21 protein-coding genes are annotated in these 20,254 nt (G+C 73.9%); 12 read left to right on the top strand and 9 right to left on the bottom strand.

Features of this window, described 5'->3' with window-relative positions:
• Positions 1–12: 12 nt before the first annotated feature.
• Both ACFWGZ_RS11705 and ACFWGZ_RS11700 read left to right on the top strand, forming a co-directional pair.
• Entirely contained in the window at positions 13–675 is a 663-nt protein-coding gene (locus ACFWGZ_RS11705; RefSeq protein ID WP_382451425.1) for a DivIVA domain-containing protein, read from the top strand.
• An 82-nt stretch (positions 676–757) separates the two neighbouring features.
• The gene (locus tag ACFWGZ_RS11700; RefSeq protein ID WP_382451424.1) at positions 758–2,167 is read left to right on the top strand and encodes a polysaccharide biosynthesis tyrosine autokinase; all 1,410 of its coding nucleotides are present in this window, start codon (positions 758–760) and stop codon (positions 2,165–2,167) included.
• Here ACFWGZ_RS11700 and ACFWGZ_RS11695 read toward each other — a convergent pair.
• The gene (locus ACFWGZ_RS11695) at positions 2,161–3,531 is read right to left on the bottom strand and encodes a sugar transferase (protein ID WP_382451423.1); all 1,371 of its coding nucleotides are present in this window, start codon (positions 3,529–3,531) and stop codon (positions 2,161–2,163) included. The genes ACFWGZ_RS11700 and ACFWGZ_RS11695 overlap by 7 nt on opposite strands.
• Before the next feature lie 91 nt (positions 3,532–3,622).
• Between ACFWGZ_RS11695 and ACFWGZ_RS11690 the strand changes: the two genes are divergently transcribed.
• Positions 3,623–4,627 (top strand): LCP family protein, encoded by a 1,005-nt coding sequence (locus ACFWGZ_RS11690; RefSeq protein WP_382451422.1) that lies wholly within the window; start codon positions 3,623–3,625, stop codon positions 4,625–4,627.
• Here ACFWGZ_RS11690 and ACFWGZ_RS11685 read toward each other — a convergent pair.
• From ACFWGZ_RS11685 to ACFWGZ_RS11670, 4 genes are read right to left on the bottom strand one after another with little or no spacing between them, the layout of a single operon-like run.
• Entirely contained in the window at positions 4,525–4,857 is a 333-nt protein-coding gene (locus tag ACFWGZ_RS11685) for a hypothetical protein (RefSeq protein ID WP_382451421.1), read from the bottom strand. The two genes, ACFWGZ_RS11690 and ACFWGZ_RS11685, sit on opposite strands and share 103 nt — an antisense overlap.
• Complete coding sequence (locus tag ACFWGZ_RS11680) at positions 4,854–5,393, bottom strand: low molecular weight phosphatase family protein (RefSeq protein WP_382451420.1); 540 nt, start codon at positions 5,391–5,393, stop codon at positions 4,854–4,856. The genes ACFWGZ_RS11685 and ACFWGZ_RS11680 overlap by 4 nt, the downstream gene beginning before the upstream one ends.
• Entirely contained in the window at positions 5,390–6,622 is a 1,233-nt protein-coding gene (locus tag ACFWGZ_RS11675; protein WP_382451419.1) for a glycosyltransferase family 4 protein, read from the bottom strand. Before ACFWGZ_RS11675 ends, ACFWGZ_RS11680 begins: the two co-directional genes overlap by 4 nt.
• Entirely contained in the window at positions 6,622–7,572 is a 951-nt protein-coding gene (locus ACFWGZ_RS11670) for a GDP-L-fucose synthase family protein (protein ID WP_382451418.1), read from the bottom strand. The genes ACFWGZ_RS11675 and ACFWGZ_RS11670 overlap by 1 nt, the downstream gene beginning before the upstream one ends.
• 147 nt (positions 7,573–7,719) lie before the next feature.
• Here ACFWGZ_RS11670 and gmd point away from each other — a divergent pair, with 147 nt between their 5' ends.
• The 7 genes from gmd to ACFWGZ_RS11635 all read left to right on the top strand — a co-directional run bounded on the left by gmd (position 7,720) and on the right by ACFWGZ_RS11635 (position 15,452).
• Positions 7,720–8,769 carry a GDP-mannose 4,6-dehydratase gene (gmd, locus tag ACFWGZ_RS11665; RefSeq protein ID WP_382451417.1) on the top strand — a complete coding sequence of 350 codons (1,050 nt, stop codon included), beginning with the start codon at positions 7,720–7,722 and terminating at the stop codon, positions 8,767–8,769.
• Positions 8,769–9,926 (top strand): glycosyltransferase, encoded by a 1,158-nt coding sequence (locus ACFWGZ_RS11660; protein WP_382451416.1) that lies wholly within the window; start codon positions 8,769–8,771, stop codon positions 9,924–9,926. The genes gmd and ACFWGZ_RS11660 overlap by 1 nt, the downstream gene beginning before the upstream one ends.
• A 14-nt stretch (positions 9,927–9,940) precedes the next feature.
• A complete protein-coding gene (locus ACFWGZ_RS11655) occupies positions 9,941–10,738 on the top strand; it encodes a glycosyltransferase (protein ID WP_382451437.1) in 798 nt (265 codons plus the stop codon).
• Positions 10,719–11,384 (top strand): acyltransferase, encoded by a 666-nt coding sequence (locus ACFWGZ_RS11650; protein ID WP_382451415.1) that lies wholly within the window; start codon positions 10,719–10,721, stop codon positions 11,382–11,384. Before ACFWGZ_RS11655 ends, ACFWGZ_RS11650 begins: the two co-directional genes overlap by 20 nt.
• Positions 11,381–12,823, top strand: a complete 1,443-nt coding sequence (locus ACFWGZ_RS11645) for a hypothetical protein (RefSeq protein ID WP_382451414.1) — start codon at positions 11,381–11,383, stop codon at positions 12,821–12,823. Before ACFWGZ_RS11650 ends, ACFWGZ_RS11645 begins: the two co-directional genes overlap by 4 nt.
• Before the next feature lie 1,022 nt (positions 12,824–13,845).
• Entirely contained in the window at positions 13,846–14,592 is a 747-nt protein-coding gene (locus ACFWGZ_RS11640; protein WP_382451413.1) for an FkbM family methyltransferase, read from the top strand.
• The gene (locus tag ACFWGZ_RS11635) at positions 14,589–15,452 is read left to right on the top strand and encodes an FkbM family methyltransferase (RefSeq protein WP_382451412.1); all 864 of its coding nucleotides are present in this window, start codon (positions 14,589–14,591) and stop codon (positions 15,450–15,452) included. The genes ACFWGZ_RS11640 and ACFWGZ_RS11635 overlap by 4 nt, the downstream gene beginning before the upstream one ends.
• Here the strand turns inward: ACFWGZ_RS11635 and ACFWGZ_RS11630 are convergent.
• A complete protein-coding gene (locus tag ACFWGZ_RS11630) occupies positions 15,413–15,997 on the bottom strand; it encodes a serine O-acetyltransferase (protein ID WP_382451411.1) in 585 nt (194 codons plus the stop codon). The genes ACFWGZ_RS11635 and ACFWGZ_RS11630 overlap by 40 nt on opposite strands.
• Positions 15,998–16,049: 52 nt before the next feature.
• Here ACFWGZ_RS11630 and ACFWGZ_RS11625 point away from each other — a divergent pair, with 52 nt between their 5' ends.
• On the top strand, positions 16,050–16,868 hold the full coding sequence (locus tag ACFWGZ_RS11625; RefSeq protein ID WP_382451410.1) for a class I SAM-dependent methyltransferase: 819 nt from the start codon (positions 16,050–16,052) through the stop codon (positions 16,866–16,868).
• A gap of 9 nt (positions 16,869–16,877) precedes the next feature.
• On the opposite strand, the gene ACFWGZ_RS11620 is transcribed toward ACFWGZ_RS11625, so the two are convergent.
• The gene (locus ACFWGZ_RS11620; protein WP_382451409.1) at positions 16,878–17,771 is read right to left on the bottom strand and encodes a hypothetical protein; all 894 of its coding nucleotides are present in this window, start codon (positions 17,769–17,771) and stop codon (positions 16,878–16,880) included.
• Positions 17,772–17,817: 46 nt separating this feature from the next.
• Positions 17,818–18,393, bottom strand: a complete 576-nt coding sequence (locus ACFWGZ_RS11615) for a QsdR family transcriptional regulator (protein ID WP_382451408.1) — start codon at positions 18,391–18,393, stop codon at positions 17,818–17,820.
• Between the two features lie 61 nt (positions 18,394–18,454).
• Between ACFWGZ_RS11615 and ACFWGZ_RS11610 the strand changes: the two genes are divergently transcribed.
• A complete protein-coding gene (locus ACFWGZ_RS11610; protein WP_382451407.1) occupies positions 18,455–19,408 on the top strand; it encodes a DUF1295 domain-containing protein in 954 nt (317 codons plus the stop codon).
• Here the strand turns inward: ACFWGZ_RS11610 and ACFWGZ_RS11605 are convergent.
• Positions 19,393–20,241: an oxygenase MpaB family protein gene (locus ACFWGZ_RS11605; protein ID WP_382451406.1), complete on the bottom strand. Its 849-nt coding sequence runs from the start codon at positions 20,239–20,241 to the stop codon at positions 19,393–19,395. The genes ACFWGZ_RS11610 and ACFWGZ_RS11605 overlap by 16 nt on opposite strands.
• Positions 20,242–20,254: the final 13 nt, after the last annotated feature.

The following is a 20,254-nucleotide window of genomic DNA, read 5'->3' as shown; positions in this document are numbered from 1 at the left end:
GACACTGCGACCATGGAAGATTCCGGGGTTTTCCACGTCGAACCGGCCGGCGGGCAGGACAGGTTCGCCGTCGTCTTTCGCGGGTACGACCGCCAGCAGGTCGACGAGTACGTCCAAGCGCTCCAGGAACGCGCCGCGCGGCTGGAGAAGGCGGTGCGCGACGGGGTGGCAGACCTCCCCGAGCACGCCGACCTGGACGTCCCGGGCGCGGCCGCGGGCATCGGCTCCCGGATCGAGCGGGTGCTCAAGCTCGCCGAGGCCGAGGCCGCGGAACTGCGCGACGACGCCCTGCGCGAGTGCTCCGAACTGTGCGACGAGGCGAAGCGCTTCAAGGAGGACACGGAGCGGTCCGCGCGCACGGAGGCGTTGCGGATCGTCGCGAACGCGGAGGGGGAGGCGGCCGAGCTGCGCGCCGCCACGCGGGCGATCTTCACCGACCTGGCGCGGGTGGAGGCCACCATCCGGAGCCTGCGGGAGTCCGGGTCCCACCTGCGCGAGCAGAACGTCGTCTCGCTGGCGCCCCACCTGGACGCCGCCGCCGGGGCCGAGCCGGGCGAGTCTCCGGTCGACGACATCGCGCCGCCGAGCCCGCGCCGTGCCGGGGTGGCGGGCAAACCGCGCTCGCCCGGGCCCGCGTCGATGCCGCAGCGGCGCAAGAGCGAGTCCAAGGCCTAGTCCCTGTCCCGTGAGTCCTGCCGAACGGACTCACGGGACAGGTCTGTGCGGCGCACGGCACCGGTGAGCGGAGGGAATACGAGTGGGGCCTGTCGACTACCTTCGCGTTCTGCGCCGGCGGTGGAGGCTGATCGCGACGGGCCTGGCCCTCGGTCTCCTCGGCGCGGCCGTCTTCCTCGGCGTCACGACACCGCTGTACCAGGCGAACAGCCAGCTCTTCGTGTCCACGACACAGGGGCAGGGGACCGCGGAGCTGTTCTCCGGCAGCAGTTTCGGCCAGCAGCGGGTCAAGACCTACGCCCAGGTGGTCACGACGCCGAGCGTGCTCGACCCGGTGATCGAGAAGCTCGGGCTCGGCGAGAGCGCGGACCAGCTGGCGGCGCGCGTGGTCGTGTCGGCGCCGCTGGACACCGTGCTCCTCGACATCGCCGTGCGCGACGAGGACGCGGGCCGGGCGGCGGCGATCGCGACGGCCGTGGGCGACTCGCTCATCCAGGTCATCACCCGGCTGGAGACGGCGACCTCGGACACCTCACCGGTCGCGGTGAGCTTCGTGCGGCGGGCGACGGTCCCCGTGACCCCGGTGTTCCCGTCGGTGCCGCTCGCGCTGGGGGCGGGGGTGCTGGGCGGGCTCGTGCTCGGGGTCGCGGCCGCCCTCGTGCGCAACGCGGCCGACACCCGCGTGCGCGGTGAGGCAGACCTGCCGCGCAGCATCAACGGCGCGGTGCTGGGCGAGATCCCGTTCGACCGGCAGGCCTCGCAGAACCCGACGTTGTTGCGCAGCCAGCAGAGTTCGCGCGCGGAGGCGTTCCGCAAGCTGCGCACCAACCTGCAGTTCGTGTCGGCCGTCGGCGAGCTCCGCTCCGTCGTGGTCACCTCGTCGATGCCGGAGGAGGGCAAGAGCACGACCGCGGTGAACCTGGCGCTGACGCTCGTCGACAGCGGCATGAAGGTCGTCGTCGTGGACGCCGACCTCCGCCAGCCGCGCATCGCGCACTACCTCGGCCTGGTCGACACGGTCGGCCTCACGACGGTGCTGCTGGAGCGGATCGGGCTGGACGAGGCCCTGCAGTGCTGGGACGGCGGGCTGCACGTGCTCACCGCGGGCGAGCTGCCGCCCAACCCCAGCGAGCTGCTCGGGTCGCCCGCCACCGGCAAGCTGATCGGGGAGCTCGAGTCCCGGTTCGACCTCGTGATCATCGACTCGCCCCCGCTGCTGCCGGTGACCGACGCCGCGCTGCTCGCCCGGTGCGCCACCGGTGTCCTGCTCATCACGGCGATCGGCCGGACGACGCGCGACCAGCTGGAGCGGTCGGTGCGCGCCCTGGAGACCGTCTGCGCGCGGGTCGTCGGCACCGTGCTGAACCTGACGCCCGCGCCGTCCGGCCAGGAACCCGGCTACTACCGCTACGTCGGCACGACCGGCCGCGGCCGGTTCGCCGGGTGGCGGCGCGGCCGGCGCGTTCTTCCCCGTGCCTCCAGCCGTCAGTAGGCGCCGCGGCAGCTGAGCACCGCCCGCGCGGTCTTCCACAGCACGATGAGGTCCAGGGTGAACGACCAGTTCTCCACGTAGTACAGGTCGAGCTCCACGCCCGCGTGCCAGGTGAGGTCCGAGCGGCCGCTGATCTGCCACAGCCCGGTCATGCCCGGCTTCACCAGCAACCGCCGCCGCACGTCGCGGTCGTAGCGCCGCAGCTCGCTCGGCAGCGGCGGGCGCGGGCCGACGAGGCTCATCTGTCCCATCAGGACGTTGACGAGCTGCGGCAGCTCGTCGAGCGACCAGCGGCGCAGGTGCCGGCCCAGCCGGGTGACCCGCGGATCGGCGCGCATCTTGAACAGCGGGCCGCCGGCCTCGTTGGTCGCGGCCAGCTCGTGCTGGAGCCGGTCGGCTCCCGGCGTCATGGTCCGGAACTTCCACACCTGGAACTCCCTGCCGTGGCGGCCGGACCGGGTCTGGCGGTAGAGCACCGGTCCCGCACTGTCCACTTTGATCGCCACGGCGAGGGCCAGCACCACCGGGCTCAGCAGGACGAGCGCGGTCGCCGAGGCGCTCACGTCGACGACCCGTTTGACGAACCGGGCGATGCCGGTGAACCGCGGCGCCTCGATCACCAGCACCGGAAGTCCCGCGACGGGCCGGGCGTGGATGCGCGGCTCCGCCACCGCCATCGCCGCGGGCACCACGACGAGCTGGGTCCCCGTCCCCTCGAGCAGCCAGCTCAGGTGCCGCAGGAGATCGGTCCCGGCGGCCTGGTCGCCGGTCACCGCGATGGTGTCGGCGCCCAGCCGCCGCGCCGAGCGCAGGGCCGACCGCGCGGAGTCCGCCGCCGGTCCGCCGTCCTCACCGGACCACGTGCCCACCACGCGGAAACCCGCGCAGGGAACGGTGTCCAGCTGGTCCGCGAGCTGCGGGAAGCGGTCCGGGTCGCCCACCAGCAGCACCCGCGACGACATCCGGCCGGACCAGCGGTGGGCGTGCACCCACTGGCGCCACAACCACCTCGACAGGACCAGCGCGGCCAGGCCCGTGGGGAACGCGGCCAGCAGGTACCCGCGCACTTCCGCGTCGCGCAGCACGTACGCGGCGATCGCGGCGAGTCCCCAGAACGTCGTGGACGCCGCCAGCACCCGCCGGTACTCCTCGTGACCGTCGCCCAGCACGGCCGGTGCGCGGGAGCCGAACGCGGTGAGGGCCGCGAACCACGCCGACGCGAACACCGCCGCGGTCGTGGCCTCCCGCCAGGGCGCCTGACCCGACGTGGTGACCGGGACGAGCACCACCGCCCACAGCACCACGAACGCGTCCGAGCCGAGCAGGAGCTGCCGGTACGTTGTCCACCAAGGACGTTCGCTCATCGCCGGTTCCTCGTTCTCGCCGGGACGTCCGGCGTCACCTGATGGGGTGGTCCGGTTGACAGCCGCGCGGACCGCTGGTCAAGGTCAACTCATGAGTGGCTTCACCGGACGCCGTCGTCTTGTCCTGGCGGGAAGAGTGCTGGTCGTGGCGGCCACCGTCGCCACCTTCGTGACGAACGGGTACGGCTGGTTCCTGCGCCAGGAGGTGGCGGCGAGCGTCACGCACATCCCGGGCGACGTGTTCGCCGATCTGGGGCAGCGGCCCGAGGCCGTGCACATCACCGTGGCCGCCCCGCCCCCGAAAACGGTGCTGCTGCTGGGAAGCGACGTCCGGCTCGGCCCGGACGCCGGCGGCGGGGTGACCGGGCAGCGGGCGGACACGATCCTGATCGCCCACCTGCCGCAGGGCCGCGACCGGGCCGAGGTCCTGTCCGTTCCCCGCGACTCCTGGGTGGACGTCGCGGGGTTCGGCATGGCGAAGGTGAACGCCTCGCTGGCGTACGGCGGTGTGCCGCTCGCGATCCGGACCGTCGAGGAGGTGACCGGGATCCGGATCGACCACGTCGTCGTGGTCGACTTCGCCGCGGTGCGCGACCTCACGACCGCGCTCGGCGGCGTCGTCGTCGACAACCCCGCCGAGTCGACGGACCCGTTGACCCGCACCACCTTCGCGGCGGGCCGGCTGGTGCTGCAGGGCGACCGCGCGCTCACCTTCGTGCGGCAGCGGTACGGGCTGCCCGGCGGGGACATCGACCGGATCACCCGGCAGCACGTCCTGCTGTCCGCCGTGGTCAGGCAGATCGCCGCGCGGGCGCTGACGGACGGCGCCTTGCGGGAGAAGGTGCTCTCGGTGGTGCGCCGGGACGTGAGCACCGACTCCGGCCTCGACGACGACACGATTCTCGACCTGTTCTTCGACATCGCCACCCTGCCGTCCGGTTCGGTCTCGTTCCACACCGCGCCCGTCGCGGGTTCCGGCACCTCGGCCGACGGTCAGGCGTACCTCGAGCTCGACCGCGGCCGCCTCGCCGCGGTGGCCGAGGCGGTGCGCTCGGGCAAGCCGATGCCGTTGCCGCCGACCATCTCCCCGTCCTGATCACCGGCCGCCCTCGGCAGCGGCGTCGTCGGCAGGACGAGGTCGGCGACCCGGCCCGGCACGCTGCGCCGCGCCCGCACGACCGCGACGATCCCGCTGCCCAGCGCGAGGCCGCCGAGCCCCGACCACCACCACAGGGGGTGGTGCACCAGGCCGAGGGCCACGGCGAACAGCAGCGAGCAGGTGCCGGCCAGCAGCAGCACCGCGACCACCACGGCGGCGGGCTTCACGGCCGCTCCCCGACGAGTCCGGCCGCGGCACTGCTGCCGACGGACTCCGCGAGCTCGACGATCCGGGCGGCGACGTCCGCGGCGGCCTTCTGCCCGGCCGCGCTGGGGTCGAGCACGTCCTCGACCTGCGTCGTGCCGCGGCGTTCGATCGCCGTGGCCACCAGGACGCGCCACGGCGCAGGTCCCCGGTGCTGCGCCGCGGCCGCGAGCTCGCCCAGGGTGACCGCGTACGACAGGGCGCGCGGGCAGAGCCGCAACGCGTCGGACAGCTCGGCCCGCGTCATCGCGATCACCGTGCCCGCGCCGGCGAGCAGCTCGGCCGTCACCCGGCGGGACCGGAAGCCGGACACGTCGATCCCCTTCTCCGCCAGCAGGTCCCGCACCGCCTCGGCGGCCGGGTCGCCGTCGCGCGCCCGCAAGCCGGCGCTGGAGAACTCCAGTCCGCCGCCCGCGGCGGCGGCGAGCAGGTGGGAGGCGAGCGGCGAGCGGAACACGTTGGCGGTGCACAGGACCAGCACGGACTGCGACGCGCTCATCGGCCGCCCCGCCCGGCCAGCTCGGCGACCCAGGCGCGGTACCGGTCACCGGCCTGCTGCTTGCACAGCGCCGTCAGGGCGTAGTCGCGGCCGTTGCGCCCCAGGCGTTCGCACAGCGACGAGTCGTCGCCCAGCCGCAGCGCCGCGTCCAGGAGCGCGGCGGGATCGCCCGGTGGCACGCGGACCCCGGCGCCCGCGGCGGAGAGCTCCGCACTGGCGGGGCTGTCCTCCTCGGTCGCGGCGAGCACCGGCCGGCCCGCCGCGAAGTACGACGTCAGCTTGCTCGGCACGCAGACCGAGCGCAGGCCGGGCCGTTCGTTCACCAGGAGCACGTCGGCCGCGGCCAGCACCCCGGCGAACTCGGCGTCGGGCACCGGGGGCAGCACGCTGATCCGGCGCACGCCCTCGGCCTGGCGGCGCAGTTCCGCGCACCGGGCGCCGTCGCCCACCAGCACGAACCGCACGTCGTCACCGCGGCGGTCGGCGAGGCGGGCGGCGTCGACGACCGTGCCGAGCTCCTGCTTCGCGCCCATGTTCCCGGCGTGCAGCACGACGGTGCCCGTGCCGGACGGCCAGGGCGCCGGCACCGGGGCCCAGGACAACGGGATGTGCGTCCAGTTCCGGATGATCGTGATCCGGTCGGGGGAGACCCCGTGCCTGCGGCGCAGCACCTCCCCGAACCTCTCGTGGATCGTGACGACCCCGTCCGCCGACCGCAGCAGGCCGGCCTCCAGCCGGGCGATCTGGGAACCGCCGCGGCCGCCCAGCGCCCCCACCTCGTCGCTGGCCGAGGCGTAGAGGTCCTGCACGACCACGCCGAACGCGGCGCGCGTGCGGGTGGCGAGGGCGCGGGCGGCCACGAGCGAGAGCAGCGACGGGCTCACGCCGATCACCACGTCGGCGTCGCGGAACTCGCGGCCGCGGGTGCGCAGCCAGGCGTGCACGGCGAACGAGGCCTCGTGCGCGATCCGGCCGATCCCGGTCGAGCTGGACGGGACGTAGTGCCGCAACCGGGTGAGGCGGACGTCGCCGTCCCTGAGTCTGCGCGCCAGACCGGCCCTCACCCCGCGATAGTCGTCCGCGGTGCGCCACTGCGGGTAGTACGGGAACCCGGTGACCACGTGCACGTCGTGCCCGGCCTCGGCCAGCGCCCGCGCGGTGCCGGTGGTGTACGGGGCGATCCCGGCGTGTTCGGGTTCGTAGTTGAGTCCCACCACGACGACCTTCATCAGACCCGCACCTCCTGGGCCGTGCGGTACCAGTCGTAGGTGGTGCGCAGCCCCTCGGCGAGGGTGGTCCGGGGCGACCAGCCGAGCGAGCGGATCGTGCCGGTGTCGAGGACCTTGCGCGGCGTCCCGTCCGGCCTGCCCGGGTCGAACCGGATGCGGCCCTGGAAGCCGACGGTGGTGGCGACCAGCTCCGCGAGCTCGGCGATGGTCAGGTCCACGCCGGTGCCGATGTTGACCGGGGCGTCGCCGTCGTAGCGCTCGAGCAGGACCAGGCAGGCCTCGGCGAGGTCGTCGACGTGGAGGAACTCCCGGCGGGGCGTGCCGGTGCCCCAGACCGTCACGCTGCCCGCGCCCTCGCGCACGGCCTCGTCGAATCGGCGCAGCAGCGCGGCCAGCACGTGCGAGCGCTCCGGGTCGAAGCCGTCGCCGGGCCCGTAGAGGTTGGTGGGCATGGCCGAGATCCACGGCAGCCCGTCCTGCGTGCGGACAGAGCGCACCTGCGTGACGCCCGCGATCTTGGCGATCGCGTAGGCCTCGTTGGTCTTCTCGAGCGGGCCGGTCAGCAGCGCGGACTCGTGGATCGGTTGTGGACAGTCGCGCGGGTAGATGCACGAGGAACCCAGGAACAGCAGTCGTGGCACGCGCAGCGCGCGGGCCGCGTCCATGATGGACAGCTGGATCCGGAGGTTGTCGCTGAGGAAGTCGGCCGGCGCGGCGCTGTTGGCCGCGATGCCGCCGACCCTGGCGGCCGCGACGACCACCACCTCGGGCCGGTGCCGGCGCAGGAACCGCTCCGCGGCGTCGTGGTCGCGCAGGTCGAGCTCCGCCGACGAGGCCGTGACCAACCGGGTGAACCCCCTGCGCCGCAACAGACGCACGCAGGCCGACCCCACCAGTCCGGTGTGGCCGGCGACGTAGACGGGGGCGTCGGTGTTCAACGGTCCGTGCATTCGGCTTCCTCTCCGGCATTCGAAAAATAAGTCTTTGGTGTGAACTTGTCGGCGCCTGGTCGCCGGGTGTCGAGGAGTCTGTCGATGATGTCGGGGCGACTGAGCAAGTGATCACCACGCGTCCGCCGAACATTCCGGGAGACCGCGATGAAAACAGCCCTGATCACCGGAATCTCCGGGCAGGACGGAAGCTACCTCACCGAACTGCTGCTCGCCAAAGGATACGAAGTCCACGGAATCATCCGCAGGTCGAGCTCGTTCGGGACGCAGCGGATCGACCACCTCTACCGCGATCCGGTGGCCGAGCCCGGGCAGCTCACGCTGCACTACGGGGACCTCACGGACGGGTGCCGGCTCGCCAACCTGCTGTCGAGCATCGCGCCCGACGAGCTGTACCACCTGGCGGCGCAGAGCCACGTCCGGGTCAGCTTCGACGAACCGGTGTTCACCGGCGACACGACGGGCCTCGGCACGGTGCGGTTGCTGGAAACCATCCGAATGGTTGACTTGCCTTGCCGTTTCTACCAGGCGTCGAGTTCGGAAATGTTCGGCGGCACCCCGCCGCCGCAGAACGAGGAATCTCCGTTTCGCCCGCAGTCGCCCTATGCCGCGGCCAAGACGTATGCCTACTGGGTGACCCGCAACTACCGCGAGGGTTACGGGATGTTCGCGGTCAACGGAATCCTGTTCAACCACGAAAGCCCCCGGCGGGGTGAGACCTTCGTGACCCGCAAGATCACCAGGGCCGCCGCGCGGATCAGGGCGGGCGAGCAGCAGCACCTGTACCTCGGCAACCTCGACGCCGTGCGGGACTGGGGCTACGCCCCCGAGTACGTCGAGGCGATGTGGCTGATGATGCAGCAGGACGAACCCGAGGACTTCGTCGTGGCGACCGGAACCTCCTGCAGCGTCAGGGACTTCCTGGGTTACGCCTTCGAGGCGGTCGGGCTCGACTGGCGCGACCACGTGCGCTTCGACGACCGGTACCTGCGCCCGGTCGAGGTGAACGCGCTGATCGGCGACAGCCGCAAGGCGGCGGCGAAGCTCGGCTGGAAGGCGCGCACGCACGGCGAGGAGCTCGCCCGCATCATGATCGAGGCGGACCTGCGCGACGTCGGCCGGCACGGCCGCGCCGGCACCCGCACGCCCCAGCCGCGGTCGGGCGCGCAGGCCGACGCGCAGATCGTGCGGCACTGATGCTGCGGGTGCTGCACGCGGTCGCGAGCGTCGGCGACCGCTACGGAGGCGTGTCCGCCGCGGTCGGGGCTCTCGGCCACCTCGAGAGCAGGCTGGGCCACGACGCCACGCTGGTCAGCCTGCGCCGGCCGGAGGAGGGCGACCGGCTGCTGGGTGAGCTGTCGTCGTGCTTCGACGTCGAGCTGCTGCCGCCGGGCCGGTTCTCCGGGCGCTTCCACGGTTCTGGCCGGCTCCGGTCGACGCTGGCCCGTCTCGTGCCCCAGCACGACCTCGTCGTCGTGCACGGCGTCTTCGACCTCACAGCTCACCTGTGCGGCCGGACCGCGCGCCGCTACGCCGTGCCGTACGTGCTCTGGCCGCACGGCAGCCTCGACCCCTACGACCTCCGCGAGCACGGGTGGGCCAAGCGCCGGCTCGCTCCACTGTGGAGGGAGAGCATCGCCGGCGCCTCCGCGGTCGTGTGCACCACCCAGCGGGAGGCGGACCGCTTGGAGGACTTCGGCGCGGGCACCCGGCGGGAGGTGCTGCCGCTGCCCCTGCCGGCGCCGGTCCCGGCCGCGGGCAGCGGGTCGCGGGAGCGGGCGAGACGTGCGTGCGGCCTTCCCCAGGCGGGACGGGTGGTCCTGTTCGTGGGCCGCATCGACCGCAAGAAGGGGCTGCCGCTGCTGATGGAGGCGTTCGACCTCGCCGCGGGGCCGGACGACACGCTGGTCGTGGCGGGCGTCGGCGATCCCCGGCTGGACCGGGCGCTGCGCGCGGTGGCCTCGGCGCGCACGGGCCCGGGCCGGGTGGTCTTCACCGGCTGGGTCGAGCCGAGGCGGCGGCGGGACCTGCTCGCGGCGGCCGACGTGTTCGCCCTCCTGAGCGACAACGAGAACTTCAGCGTCGCCACCGCGGAGGCGCTCTCCGCCGGCTGCGCGGTGCTGCTGAGCGACGAGGTCTACCTCGGCGACGAGCTCGAGGCCGCGGGAGGCGCGGTGGTCACCCGCCGGCAACCGGCGGTCGCGGCCATGGCGCTGCGCGCGTTGCTCACCGACGAACGGCTGCGGGAGAAGATCGCGCAGGCGGGCCAGGACTGGGCGAGGCACGCGCTCGACGCCGAGCGCATCAGCAGCACCTACCAGCGGCTCGTCGAGGGGGTGTTCGCGCAGTGGTAGGGGTGAGCGTGCTGATGCCCTGCCTCGACGCGGGGCCGTACCTGCGTCCCTGCCTGGACAGCCTGGTGGGCCAGCTCGGGCCGCAGGACGAGCTGATCGTGCAGGACGCGTTGTCCACCGACGGCTCGGCCGAGGTCCTCGACTCCTACGCCGCGCGGACGCCGAACATGCTGGTGGTGCACGAGAAGGACGGCGGGCAGTCCGATGCGCTCAACCGCGCGCTGAAACGCGCTCGCGGCGACTACGTGTGGTGGGTCAACGCCGACGACCTCGTGCTGCCCGGCGCGTTCGACCTCGCGCGCGCGGAGATAGGACGCGGGCCGCGGCCACCCGACGTCGTCGTCGGAGGCTGGCGGCTGGTCGACGGCGGGGGAGAGGTCGTCCGCGAGAGCCCGGCCAGGGCACTGGACCGCGGCCGCCTGCTGGTGCAGGGCTGCTACGCGTTCTCCGGCGCGATGCTCGTGCGCCGCGACCTCATGCTGCTCCTGCGCGGCTACTCGCGGGACCTGCACTACGTGATGGACTTCGACCTGATGCTCAGGCTCGCGGACACGGCGCAGGCCGTCGTCCACCGCCCGCTCGGGGCGCTGCGCTACCACGACGCCAGCAAGTCCGGCGGTCTCGGCCGCCGGTTCTTCACCGAGGGCGCCGTCGTGCGGTGGCGCGGCCGCCGCACCGAGCTCGACGTCGTCCGCGCCGTCGCCGGGACCGCGTGGCACGCCGCCGGCGTCGCGACGGCCCGGCTGCGCTTCGGCGCCACGTACACCCGTTTTCGCGAAAGGTGGACCGCCCGTGCCGAACCGAGTGCGTGACCTGGTGCGGACCGCGTGCTGGCTGTTGCCGCCGGGACGCCTCAAGAACCGGGTGCTCCGGTTGCTGGGCCACGACATCGCGCCGACGGCCCGGATCGGCCTGTGCCTCGTCGTCGGCGGCACCGCCGTGCGCGTCGGTGCGGGTTCCGTGGTGGGGCACGGCAACGTGTTCCGGGGACTGCGGTCGCTGGAGATCGGCGCGGACGTCATCATCGGCCAGTTCAACTGGTTCTCCACCGCTCCCTCGCTGCGCGACGGCGGCGGTCTCGACGGCGTGGTGCGCCTGGACGACCACGCCGTGATGACCAGCAGGCACTACGTCGACGCGTCCGGCGGGCTCCGGCTGGGCCGCTTCGCCTCGATCGCCGGGGTGCGCTGCACGGTGCTGACGCACACCGTCGACCTCGAGACCGGCAAGCAGACGACGGCACCGGCGGTCCTGGCCGAGCACGCGTTCCTCAGCACCAACTGCCTGCTGATGGCGGGGTGCGTGCTCGAGCCGCGGGCCGTGCTCGCCGCCGGCAGCGTCACCGCGATCGGGCAGTCCTACCGCCGCAACACGTTGTTCGGCGGCGTCCCGGCGAAACCGATCCGGGAGATCGACGGGGCGTACTTCCACCGCACGAAGACGTGGATCGGCCGGTGAGCGATGCCCGGAGCGGGCTGCTCGGCGCTCTCGGGGCCGGTGCGGGGCTCTGGGTGTTCCTGCCGCTGGGCGGGCGCGTCTCGCTGACGGAGGCCGCCGCCGTGCTGCTGGCGCCGCCCTGCCTGCTCGCGCTGGCGCGCTGCCGCCGGGGGACGGCGCTGGCCGTCACGGCGGGGTGCTGGTTCGCGGGGCTGGCGGTCAGCCAGGTCCTGCACCCCGGCCCGCTCCCGTCGGCGGTGCGCGCCTTCGCCGCGGTGATCGCGCTGGTGGTCACCGCCGGGCTGCTCTGCTCGGTGCTCACGCGCGGCCAGGCGGACCGGGCCCGGCCGCGGCGCGCGGTGCTCGTGGGGTTCGCGTGGGGCCAGCTGGTGGGGCTGTTCGTCACGCCGCCGTCCGCGGCGGGGCTCGACCTGTGGAAGTTCGGCGGGGGACAGGCGGTCACGCTGCTGGTCCTGCTGGCGGCGGAGCGCTTCTCCCCGCACACGCGCCGCCACGCGCTTCCCCTGCTGCTGCTCGTGCTCACGGCCGGGCACCTCGCGGTCGGCTCGCGCGTCCTCGCCCTGGTCACGTTCGTCGCGTTGCTGGGCACCCTGTTCGCGCCGCTGTCGTGGCGGCGGCCCGGCCGGGTGCGGGCCGCGCTGCTGGCCGCGGCGGTGGTGGCCGGCGCGCTCGTGCTCCAGCACGCCTACACGTCCCTCGCGACCAGCGGGGCGCTCGGCGCGGACCAGCAGATCAAGATCGGGTTCCAGGACGGCGACCTCGGGCTGATCGTCGGCGGCCGCAAGGACTTCGTGTTCCTGCTCGCCGCCGTGGCCGAACGGCCCGTGGTCGGCTGGGGGCCCGGCGCCGTCGTCCCCGCGGAGACGAAGGCGGAGGCGGTGACCTGGCTGCGGGAGCACGACTACCCGCTGGAGGTGTACGACTTCCTCACGTTCGTCCGCCCCGCGACGCTGTACCTGCACTCGGTCGTGCTGGGCTCCTGGGCGACGGCCGGGCTGGCGGCGCTCCCGTTCTGGCTGCTGGCGATGGCGCTGCTCGGCGGCGGGATCGTCCGGGCGTGGCGCCGCGGCGGCATCGCGGAGCTGTTCGTGCTCGTGATGGCGGGGTGGCACGTGCTGTTCTCACCGCTGGGCGACACCACGCGCGGGCACATCGCGCTCGCCCTCGCGCTGGCGCTGACCGCGGTAGCGGGCGGCGATGGCCGCGGTGACGAGGACGCACGCGACCGCGTGGCCCTGGGCCGCGCCGACGGCGCCGCCGAGCCAGCCGCCGATCCCGAGTCCGCACAGGCCCAGCGCCGCCCCGGCGGGCAGCAGCACGCTCATCGCGGTCTCGTCACCGCGTGCCTGAGCGGCCAGCACCAGCAGCTGGGCCACCACGACGACGAGCGTCGCGACCAGGTACCACCGGAGGGCGGGGACCGCGCCGGTGAAGCGTGACCCGGCGACCAGCGGCACGAACCACGGCGCGCACACGGCCAGGAGCGCCACCAGTGCCGCGGAGACCGTGCCCGCCAGCACCAGCAACCGGGTCGCGCCCCGCGCGCCCGCCGCGAGCGCGGGCAGGACCGCCGTGCCCGCCGCGGAGACCAGGACCAGCAGCGGGCCGAGCAACCGCGCGCCGAGCGAGTACAGCCCGGCCTGCTCCACCCCCGCCACCACCGTCACGACCGCGGTGTCCAGCAGCACGAGGTTGCCCGCCACCGCGGCACCCGCGAACCGGATCCCGTACCCCAGCGGGGCGCGCGCCGGCGGCTGGCGGAGCTCGGCGTCGCCGAGGGTTCCGGAACAGGCCAGCGCCACCGCGCTCCCGCACACCAGCCCGCCCAGCAGGGCGGCGGCCGCGGGCAGCCCGGGAACGAGGAGCAGACCGGTTCCCGCGAGCAGGGCGGCGAGACGTTCGCACACCACCAGCACCGCCGCGAACCCCGCCCGGCCCCGCAGCTGCCAGCGGGCCTGCACGACCAGCAGGGCCGCGCGCAGCAGGCCGTACGCGCCGGCGAGCGCGAGCAGCAGCGGTGGCAGCCCGGCCAGCGCCAGCGCAGTCCCCGCCACGAGGAACACCCCGGCGAGCAGCGCGGTCTTGCGCAGCAACAACATCCGGACCACACCGGCCGGTGCGGCGCCCCGCCGGCCGCCGTCGCGCAGCAGGCGCGTGCAGGCGCCGAGGTCGACCAGCGGCACGAGCATCGAGGCCAACCCGTACCACAGGGCGGCGGCGCCGAAGCCGGCCGCGGAGGCGGTGCGGGCCAGCAGGACGAGCTGCACACCGGTGAGGGCCTGCGCGCAGAGCTGCCCGCCGCCCAGCCGTACCACAGCGCCGAGCAACCCCGCGTGGTTTCCACCTGAACGGGTCTGCGACGGGGCTCCGGAGTGCGGCACGCCGTCCATTGTGTCCACACTCGACACCGCAGTCCCTGCCGCAGAACGTTTTTCGCCGCATCGAAGGACGTGGAGCCGTAATGCCGATATCCACGGGCCAGCTCTTGCCCGGCTTCGTCCGCACCGCCGTCAAGAGGACCGCCGCACGGGCGGGCTTCGAGGTCACCCGCGACCCGTTCGCCCACCGGCTCGCCCGGCTGTGCGAGCGGGCGGGCGTGCAGACGGTGCTGGACGTCGGGGCGAACTCCGGCCAGTACGCGAGGCTGATCCGCTCCGGTGGCTACCGGGGCCGGATCATCTCGTGCGAACCGCTCGCCGAGCCGTGCGGGAGGTTGCGCGCGGCGGCCAGGACGGACCCGCGCTGGCACGTCGTGCGCGCGGCATTGGGCCGCCAGCGCGGCACGATCACCGTGCACGTCGCGGGGAACTCGTACTCGTCGTCGGTGCTGGACATGCTGCCCAGCCACGCCGAGGCGGCGCCCGAGTCCGTGTACGTCGGCGCGGAGGAGGCGCCGATGACGACCGTGGACGACCTGCTCGACGACGTGACGGCGCCCTCGACGCTGCTCAAGATCGACGTGCAGGGCTACGAGGGCGAGGTGCTGGCCGGCGCGAGCCGCTCGCTCGGCCGCATCGCCGCGGTGCAGCTCGAACTGTCGCTGATCCCGCTCTACACCGGCCAGCTGCTGATGGGCGAGCTGGTGGAGATGCTGTCCGGCAGGGGCTTCGACCTGTGGTCGATCGAACCCGGTTTCCGCGACGGGCGCACCGGCCAGATGCTGCAGTGCGACGGGATCTTCGTGCGGCGGGGCCGGGTGGAGCCGTGAGCGCACTGCCGAGGCCGCGCCTGCACCTCGGGGACGGCGCGCCCGCGCCGCGGTGGCGGTCGCGCGCCACGCTGGCGCTGGCCTCCCTGCACGTGTCGGTGACCCGCGGGAACCTGCGGATGCCCGTGCTGAAGGCGCTCGACGTGCTGCTGCCCGCCCGGTCGCTGCCCGCCGTCACGGCCGAGCTGGCGCCGGGGGTGGCGATCGAGCTCGACCCCGGCGGCGCGATGGCCAGGGCGTCGCTGATCGCGGCCGGGTACGAGCACCGCGAGGTCGAGGTCCTGGCCCGCGCCACCGGTCCCGGCGGGGTGTTCCTCGACGTCGGGGCCAACATCGGCTGGTTCACGCTGATGCTGGCCGTCCACCGGCCGCGCGCGCAGGTGTGGGCCTTCGAACCGCTGCCCGGCACCGCGGACCGCCTCGCGGACAACGTGCGCCGGGCCCGGTGCGCGAACGTGCGGGTCATCAGGGCGGCGGCCGGGCGGGCGACCGGCTCCGCCCGGTTCGTGCTCACCGGCGACGACGCGTTCGCCCACCGGCTGCACGGGCCGGAGAGCGCGCCGGGCCGCGCACCGGTGCACACCTGCGAGGTGACGACGGTCGACGAGCAGTGGCACCGGGCGGGAGCGCCCCGGGTCGACGCGATGAAGGTCGACGTGGAGGGCGCCGAGACCGACGTGCTCGCGGGCGCGGAGGAGGTGCTGCGGCGCGACCGCCCGCTGCTGATGGTGGAGACGCCGACCGCCGAGTCCGCGGCCGCCGTGCGGGAAGCCGTGGCGCCGCACGGGTACCGCGGTCTCGCCGTCCCGGGAGTGCTGCCCTACAACACGTTCTTCGCCGCCGCCGGGGGAGCCGCGTGATCGACCTGCGCGACCGGGGACGTCGTGCGCGCGGGGATGCCGACCGCCGTCGCACCGGCGGGGACGTCGCCCGTCACCACGGCTCCGGCACCGATCGTGGCGTGGTCGCCGATCGTCACTCCACCGAGGACGGTCGCCCCGGCGCCGATGAACACGCCGTCGCCGACCACCGGGTAGTCGTGGCCGTCCCGGCGGCCGAGGCGTTCGCCGAGCGTGACGCGCTGGCAGACGAACCCGTCCCGGCCGAGCACCGCGCCCGCCCCGAAGACGACCCCGCCGGGGTGCTCCAGCCGCAGGCCGGGACCGACCCGGCAACCGGGGACGAAGTCGGCCCCGGTCGCGAAGTGCGCGAACGAGCGCACCAGGTGGGCGGCGGGCCGCAGCGCGGGGCGCGCGTGCAGCACCTGCTGCAGCCGCAGCAGCAGCACGGCGAGCACCCCGGGACGGCTCAGCAGCAACCAGAGGACGCGGACGGGCGAGCGGGTGGGAGCGCCGTTCGCCGCGGTGACGTCGGCGGCCCACGTGGTGCGGAAGGTCGATGACATCTGTCCCTTTCGGACTTCACTCTCGGACGACCGCACAGGAGGAAGGAAACCCATGACGATCATCGCCGAACAGGTCGCACGTCACCAGAGTGTGGCCTACCGGAACGGATTCGACTACACGGCCGGATCGCCGCACCTGCGGCACCGCGCGCTGAACCACCGGGTCGTGGAGGTCTGCCGCGACGTCGTGCGCGAGGTGCTCGACCGCTGGGGGCACTGCCGCGTCCTGGAGGTCGGGGCCGGGCACGGCGCGTTCACCGACCACGTGGCCGCCCTCGGCGCGGAGGTGTGGATCACCGAGATGAGCCAGGACAGCGCCATCGAGCTCACCGACCGGTTCCGGCACAACGACTCCGTCCACGTGCGGCACGACCCGGACGGCGCGGTCGCGACCTCGCTCGGCACGTTCGACGTGGTGCTGTGCCTGTCGGTGCTGCACCACATCCCCGACTACCTGGGCACGGTGCGCCAGTACACGTCGCAGATCGCCCCCGGTGGCGCGTTCGTGAGCTACCAGGACCCGTTGTGGTACCCGCGCCGCACCCGCGCCTCCGTGCTGGTGGACCGCGGCGCGTACTTCACCTGGCGGCTGGGCCGGCCGGGGCTGGGTCGCGGGCTCGCGTCGTTCGTGCGCCGCGTCCGGGGCGCCTACGACGAGACGAAACCGGGGGACATGGTGGAGTACCACGTCGTGCGCGACGGCGTGGACGAACGGGCGCTGGAGGCGTTGCTGATCCCGCGGTTCTCCTCGGTGCGCGTCGACCGCTACTGGTCGACGCAGGCCGGTCCGCTGCAGTGGATCGGCGAACGGGTCGGGCCGAGCACGACCTTCGGCCTGGTGGCGACCAACGCGCTGCCGCGCCGGCACTGACCGGTCCGGTCACGCGTGGTCGATGCCCAGCCTGGCGAAGCCGTGGGACCGGAAGCGCGCCCTGTCGTCCGCGCCGAACGGGTTGCCGCAGTCGACGACCACTAGGTCTGTCAGGCTCGGGCAGTCGAGCAGCGCGCCGACGTTCGTGATCCGCTTCGAGTTGAGGACGGTCAGCTGGGCCAGGCCGGGCAGCGCCGTGAACACCGTGCAGTCGATCTCGGCGCGAATTCCGTTGAGGCGCAAGGAGTGCAGTGTGGGGATCGCGGCGATCCGGGCGAGGGGGAAGTCGCGCCCGGTGCCGCTGATCTCCAGCACCCGCAGCGGTGCCGCCAGGTGGTCCACGACGTCGGCGTTGCGCAGGTGTTCCAGTTCCAGGTGCCGCAGCGACGGCAGTTCCTCCAGCCGGCGCAGCACCGCCGCGTCCCCGGACACCGGGGTGCGGAGGAACTCGAGCGGCGGGAGCGGATCGACCACTTGGGACAGTCGCGGCGTGGTGTACGACGTGACCCACATCAGCGCCCGCAGGGCGGGAACCGCGGTGCCGGCGAGCGGGGCGGCCGGGACCTCCCCGCCGGCGTTGCCGATCACGAGCGACCGCAGCGCCGGCGACGTCAGGTGCGTGACGAGCGGCGCGGGCAGCGTCAGCGACTCCAGGTTCACGAGGTCCGGCAGGTAGGCGGGCAGCACCGCCTTGCGCAACTGGGCCTCCGTCGGGCACAGGGCGAGGCTGCGCACGCGCGCCAGGTCCTCGGGCCGCGGCTTGCGCCCCCACGGGACGCGGACGGCGCCGTCCTCGGTGTAGTGGTCGCACTCGGCGGCGTTGCCGACGCAGAGGACCCCGTCCCCGTCCAGCGGCCCGAGGTACCGCGCGCGGCTCGTGCCGAAGAGGTCGGCGTGCGTCATGCCGGGCATCATCCCGCCACCGCCCGCCGGGGCCGCGTCCGGGCCGTCAGGCGAGGAGCTTGCGGATGATGTCGGTGGCGGCGTCGATGTCCGGCGGGGCGCCGGTGATGACGTCGGAGTAGCAGAACGACTCGGCGAGCCGCACGACGGCGTAGGCCAGCTTGGCCGCCGGGATGTCGTCCGGGCCACCGGCTTTCGCGGCGCCGATGAGGTCCGCCAGCCCGGAGACGAGGCGGTGCTGCACGACGCCCTGCCGGGAGGTCAGCACCCGCAGCGCGGTCTCGGGGTCGCGTTCGAGCAGGGCGCGCAGGGCCGGTGAGGCGACGGTGTCGCGCATCGCCTGGTCCAGCACCGCGACCACGCGGTCCACGCCGCGGCGCCGGCTGGCCCGCCACAGGCGCGCCCACGCCCGGTGCGTGATGGCCCACAGCACCTCGCCGAGCACGCGGTCGCGGTCGCCGAAGCGCCGGTAGAGGGTGGCCCGGCCGATCCCGGCCGCGGCGGCGAGCTCGCCCATGTCGACGCGGCTCTCGCGCAGGAACTGGCGCAGGGCGTGGGCGACGACCGGGTCCACCTCGGGCTCGGTGGTCAGGTCCACCTTCGTCGCGGCGTGAGACAACATGTATAAAGTGTCTCACTGAGACATCTTGATGGAATGTCTCACCCTGGTGTGAGGAGAGAGCATGCGGCGGGTGTGGACGTTGCTGCCGTTCGTCGTGGTCGCGGTCGCGTTGCTGGCCGACCCGGCCACGGCGGGGGCCGCCCGGTGGAACCTGGCGGTGCAGGCCGTGGTGTTCGCGCTGGCGGCGGCGGTGCCGGGGTACCTGACGCGGCACGTGTCGTACGTCGACGTGGCGTGGCCGTGGGGGCTGGTCGGCATCGGCGTGGTCACCGTGTGCACGGCCGCCGAGCTGACCGCCGTCACGGTCGCGGTGGCCGTGGCCTACGTGGTCATGGGCGCGCGGATGGGGCTGTGGAGCCTGGTGCTGACGGCGAGGCACGGCTGGTGGAAGCCCGGCGCGCCCAAGGTCGAGCTGCCCCGGTACCAGTACCAGCGGCGGCGCTGGGAGCGGCAGGGGTTCCGCAGCGAGACGTGGTCGGTGCAGTACGAGATCTGGACGCAGGGCTTCGCGAACATGTCGGTGCTCGCTGTTCCCGCGTTCCTCGTCGCCGCCGACCCGGGACGGTCGCTGTCGGCCTGGTCGGTCGCCGCGCTCGTGCTCTGGGCCGCGTCGTACGTGCTGGAGTCCGTGGCGGACGGCCAGAAGCAGCGGTTCGCGGCCAGGGGCGGCCGCGGCACGTGCGACCGGGGGCTGTGGCGCTACAGCAGGCACCCCAACTACTTCTTCCAGTGGATGCAGTGGAACGCGCTGCTGCTGGTCGCCCTGCCGTCGCTGCCCGCCCGGTTCCACGGCACGACGCCCGTGGTGTGGGTGCCGCTGACCGCGGGACTGCTCCTGGTCTCGTGGACGCTGTACGTCACGCTGACCAAGCACACCGGCGCGCGCCCGGCCGAGTACTACAGCCTGCGCAAGCGACCGGACTACGCGGATTACCAGGCCAGGACGAACATGTTCTTCCCCGGTCCCGTGAAGGCCGTGCGCGAGACGGAGGCCCGCCCTCAGGCGGCGCCGTGACGGGCCAGCGCCTCCCGGCGCAGGGGCGGGACCCGGAGCTTCGGCGGTAGCGCGACGCGGACCACCAGCCTGGTGGTCCGCACGGACAGGCCCGCGACCGCGTCCACGGCCGGATGGGCGCTGCGCCCGTACAGCTCGCGCGCCCACGGCGGCAGCAGCCCGAACGCGGTCACGGCGAGACCGCGGTAGACCAGCCGCGCCGGTGCCGTGCCGACGGCGAACCGGAGCGTCCGGCTGCCCCAGTCCTGCGGCAACGCGGGCAGCTTCGTCAGGAACGCCGCGGTCTCGGCCGCGTCCGGCGTGAGGCGGAGCTGCGGGCGGATCGCGTCGTAGTAGGCCTCCACCTCCGCGCACGTGCCGGGAACCGCGTCCGGGTCGAGGCCGATGAGGGCGGCGCCGCGGCGTTGCTCGGCGTGGAAGCGGTCGGCCTCGGCGGCGGTGAGGCGCAGCCCGGCGCGCCGGACCGTCGTCAGGAACGACTCCACCTCGGCCACGTGCACCCAGCGCAGCAGGTCCGGTTCGTCGAGGCGGAACGTCTCCCCGGTGCGGGGATCGGTCGCGCGCATCCGTGCGTGCATCCGGCGCAGCCGGCCGGCCGCCTCCTGGGCGTCGGCGGTGGTGCCGTAGAGGACGGTGCGCAGGTAGCCCCAGGTGTGGACCAACCGGCGCCAGGGCTCCGTGCGGAACGACGAGTTCTGCGCGACTCCCGCCATCGCGAGGGGGTGCAACGCCTGGAGGTACAGGCTGCGCAGGCCGCCCAGCGCGACGGTGTGCTCGCCGAACACCCGCCAGCTCACCGAGTCCGGGGCGAACATCCCCGCTTCCGCGTCCATATGGGCAATTGTC

The sequence above is a fragment of the Lentzea sp. NPDC060358 genome (genome assembly GCF_042725365.1).
Taxonomy (GTDB): Bacteria; Actinomycetota; Actinomycetes; order Mycobacteriales; family Pseudonocardiaceae; genus Lentzea.
The sequence above is the reverse complement of the archived record's forward strand: the minus strand, read 5'-3'. Positions and strand labels throughout refer to the sequence as shown.

Excerpts from the sequence above, each read along its gene's own strand:
- ACFWGZ_RS11705 (WP_382451425.1), top strand. The coding sequence starts at position 13 with ATGGAAGATTCCGGGGTTTTCCACGTCGAACCGGCCGGCGGGCAGGAC.
- ACFWGZ_RS11695 (WP_382451423.1), bottom strand. The coding sequence starts at position 3,531 with ATGAGCGAACGTCCTTGGTGGACAACGTACCGGCAGCTCCTGCTCGGC.
- ACFWGZ_RS11690 (WP_382451422.1), top strand. The coding sequence starts at position 3,623 with ATGAGTGGCTTCACCGGACGCCGTCGTCTTGTCCTGGCGGGAAGAGTG.
- ACFWGZ_RS11680 (WP_382451420.1), bottom strand. The coding sequence starts at position 5,393 with ATGAGCGCGTCGCAGTCCGTGCTGGTCCTGTGCACCGCCAACGTGTTC.
- ACFWGZ_RS11675 (WP_382451419.1), bottom strand. The coding sequence starts at position 6,622 with ATGAAGGTCGTCGTGGTGGGACTCAACTACGAACCCGAACACGCCGGG.
- ACFWGZ_RS11670 (WP_382451418.1), bottom strand. The coding sequence starts at position 7,572 with ATGCACGGACCGTTGAACACCGACGCCCCCGTCTACGTCGCCGGCCAC.
- gmd (WP_382451417.1), top strand. The coding sequence starts at position 7,720 with ATGAAAACAGCCCTGATCACCGGAATCTCCGGGCAGGACGGAAGCTAC.
- ACFWGZ_RS11660 (WP_382451416.1), top strand. The coding sequence starts at position 8,769 with ATGCTGCGGGTGCTGCACGCGGTCGCGAGCGTCGGCGACCGCTACGGA.
- ACFWGZ_RS11655 (WP_382451437.1), top strand. The coding sequence starts at position 9,941 with ATGCCCTGCCTCGACGCGGGGCCGTACCTGCGTCCCTGCCTGGACAGC.
- ACFWGZ_RS11640 (WP_382451413.1), top strand. The coding sequence starts at position 13,846 with ATGCCGATATCCACGGGCCAGCTCTTGCCCGGCTTCGTCCGCACCGCC.
- ACFWGZ_RS11630 (WP_382451411.1), bottom strand. The coding sequence starts at position 15,997 with ATGTCATCGACCTTCCGCACCACGTGGGCCGCCGACGTCACCGCGGCG.
- ACFWGZ_RS11625 (WP_382451410.1), top strand. The coding sequence starts at position 16,050 with ATGACGATCATCGCCGAACAGGTCGCACGTCACCAGAGTGTGGCCTAC.
- ACFWGZ_RS11620 (WP_382451409.1), bottom strand. The coding sequence starts at position 17,771 with ATGACGCACGCCGACCTCTTCGGCACGAGCCGCGCGCGGTACCTCGGG.
- ACFWGZ_RS11615 (WP_382451408.1), bottom strand. The coding sequence starts at position 18,393 with ATGTTGTCTCACGCCGCGACGAAGGTGGACCTGACCACCGAGCCCGAG.
- ACFWGZ_RS11610 (WP_382451407.1), top strand. The coding sequence starts at position 18,455 with ATGCGGCGGGTGTGGACGTTGCTGCCGTTCGTCGTGGTCGCGGTCGCG.
- ACFWGZ_RS11605 (WP_382451406.1), bottom strand. The coding sequence starts at position 20,241 with ATGGACGCGGAAGCGGGGATGTTCGCCCCGGACTCGGTGAGCTGGCGG.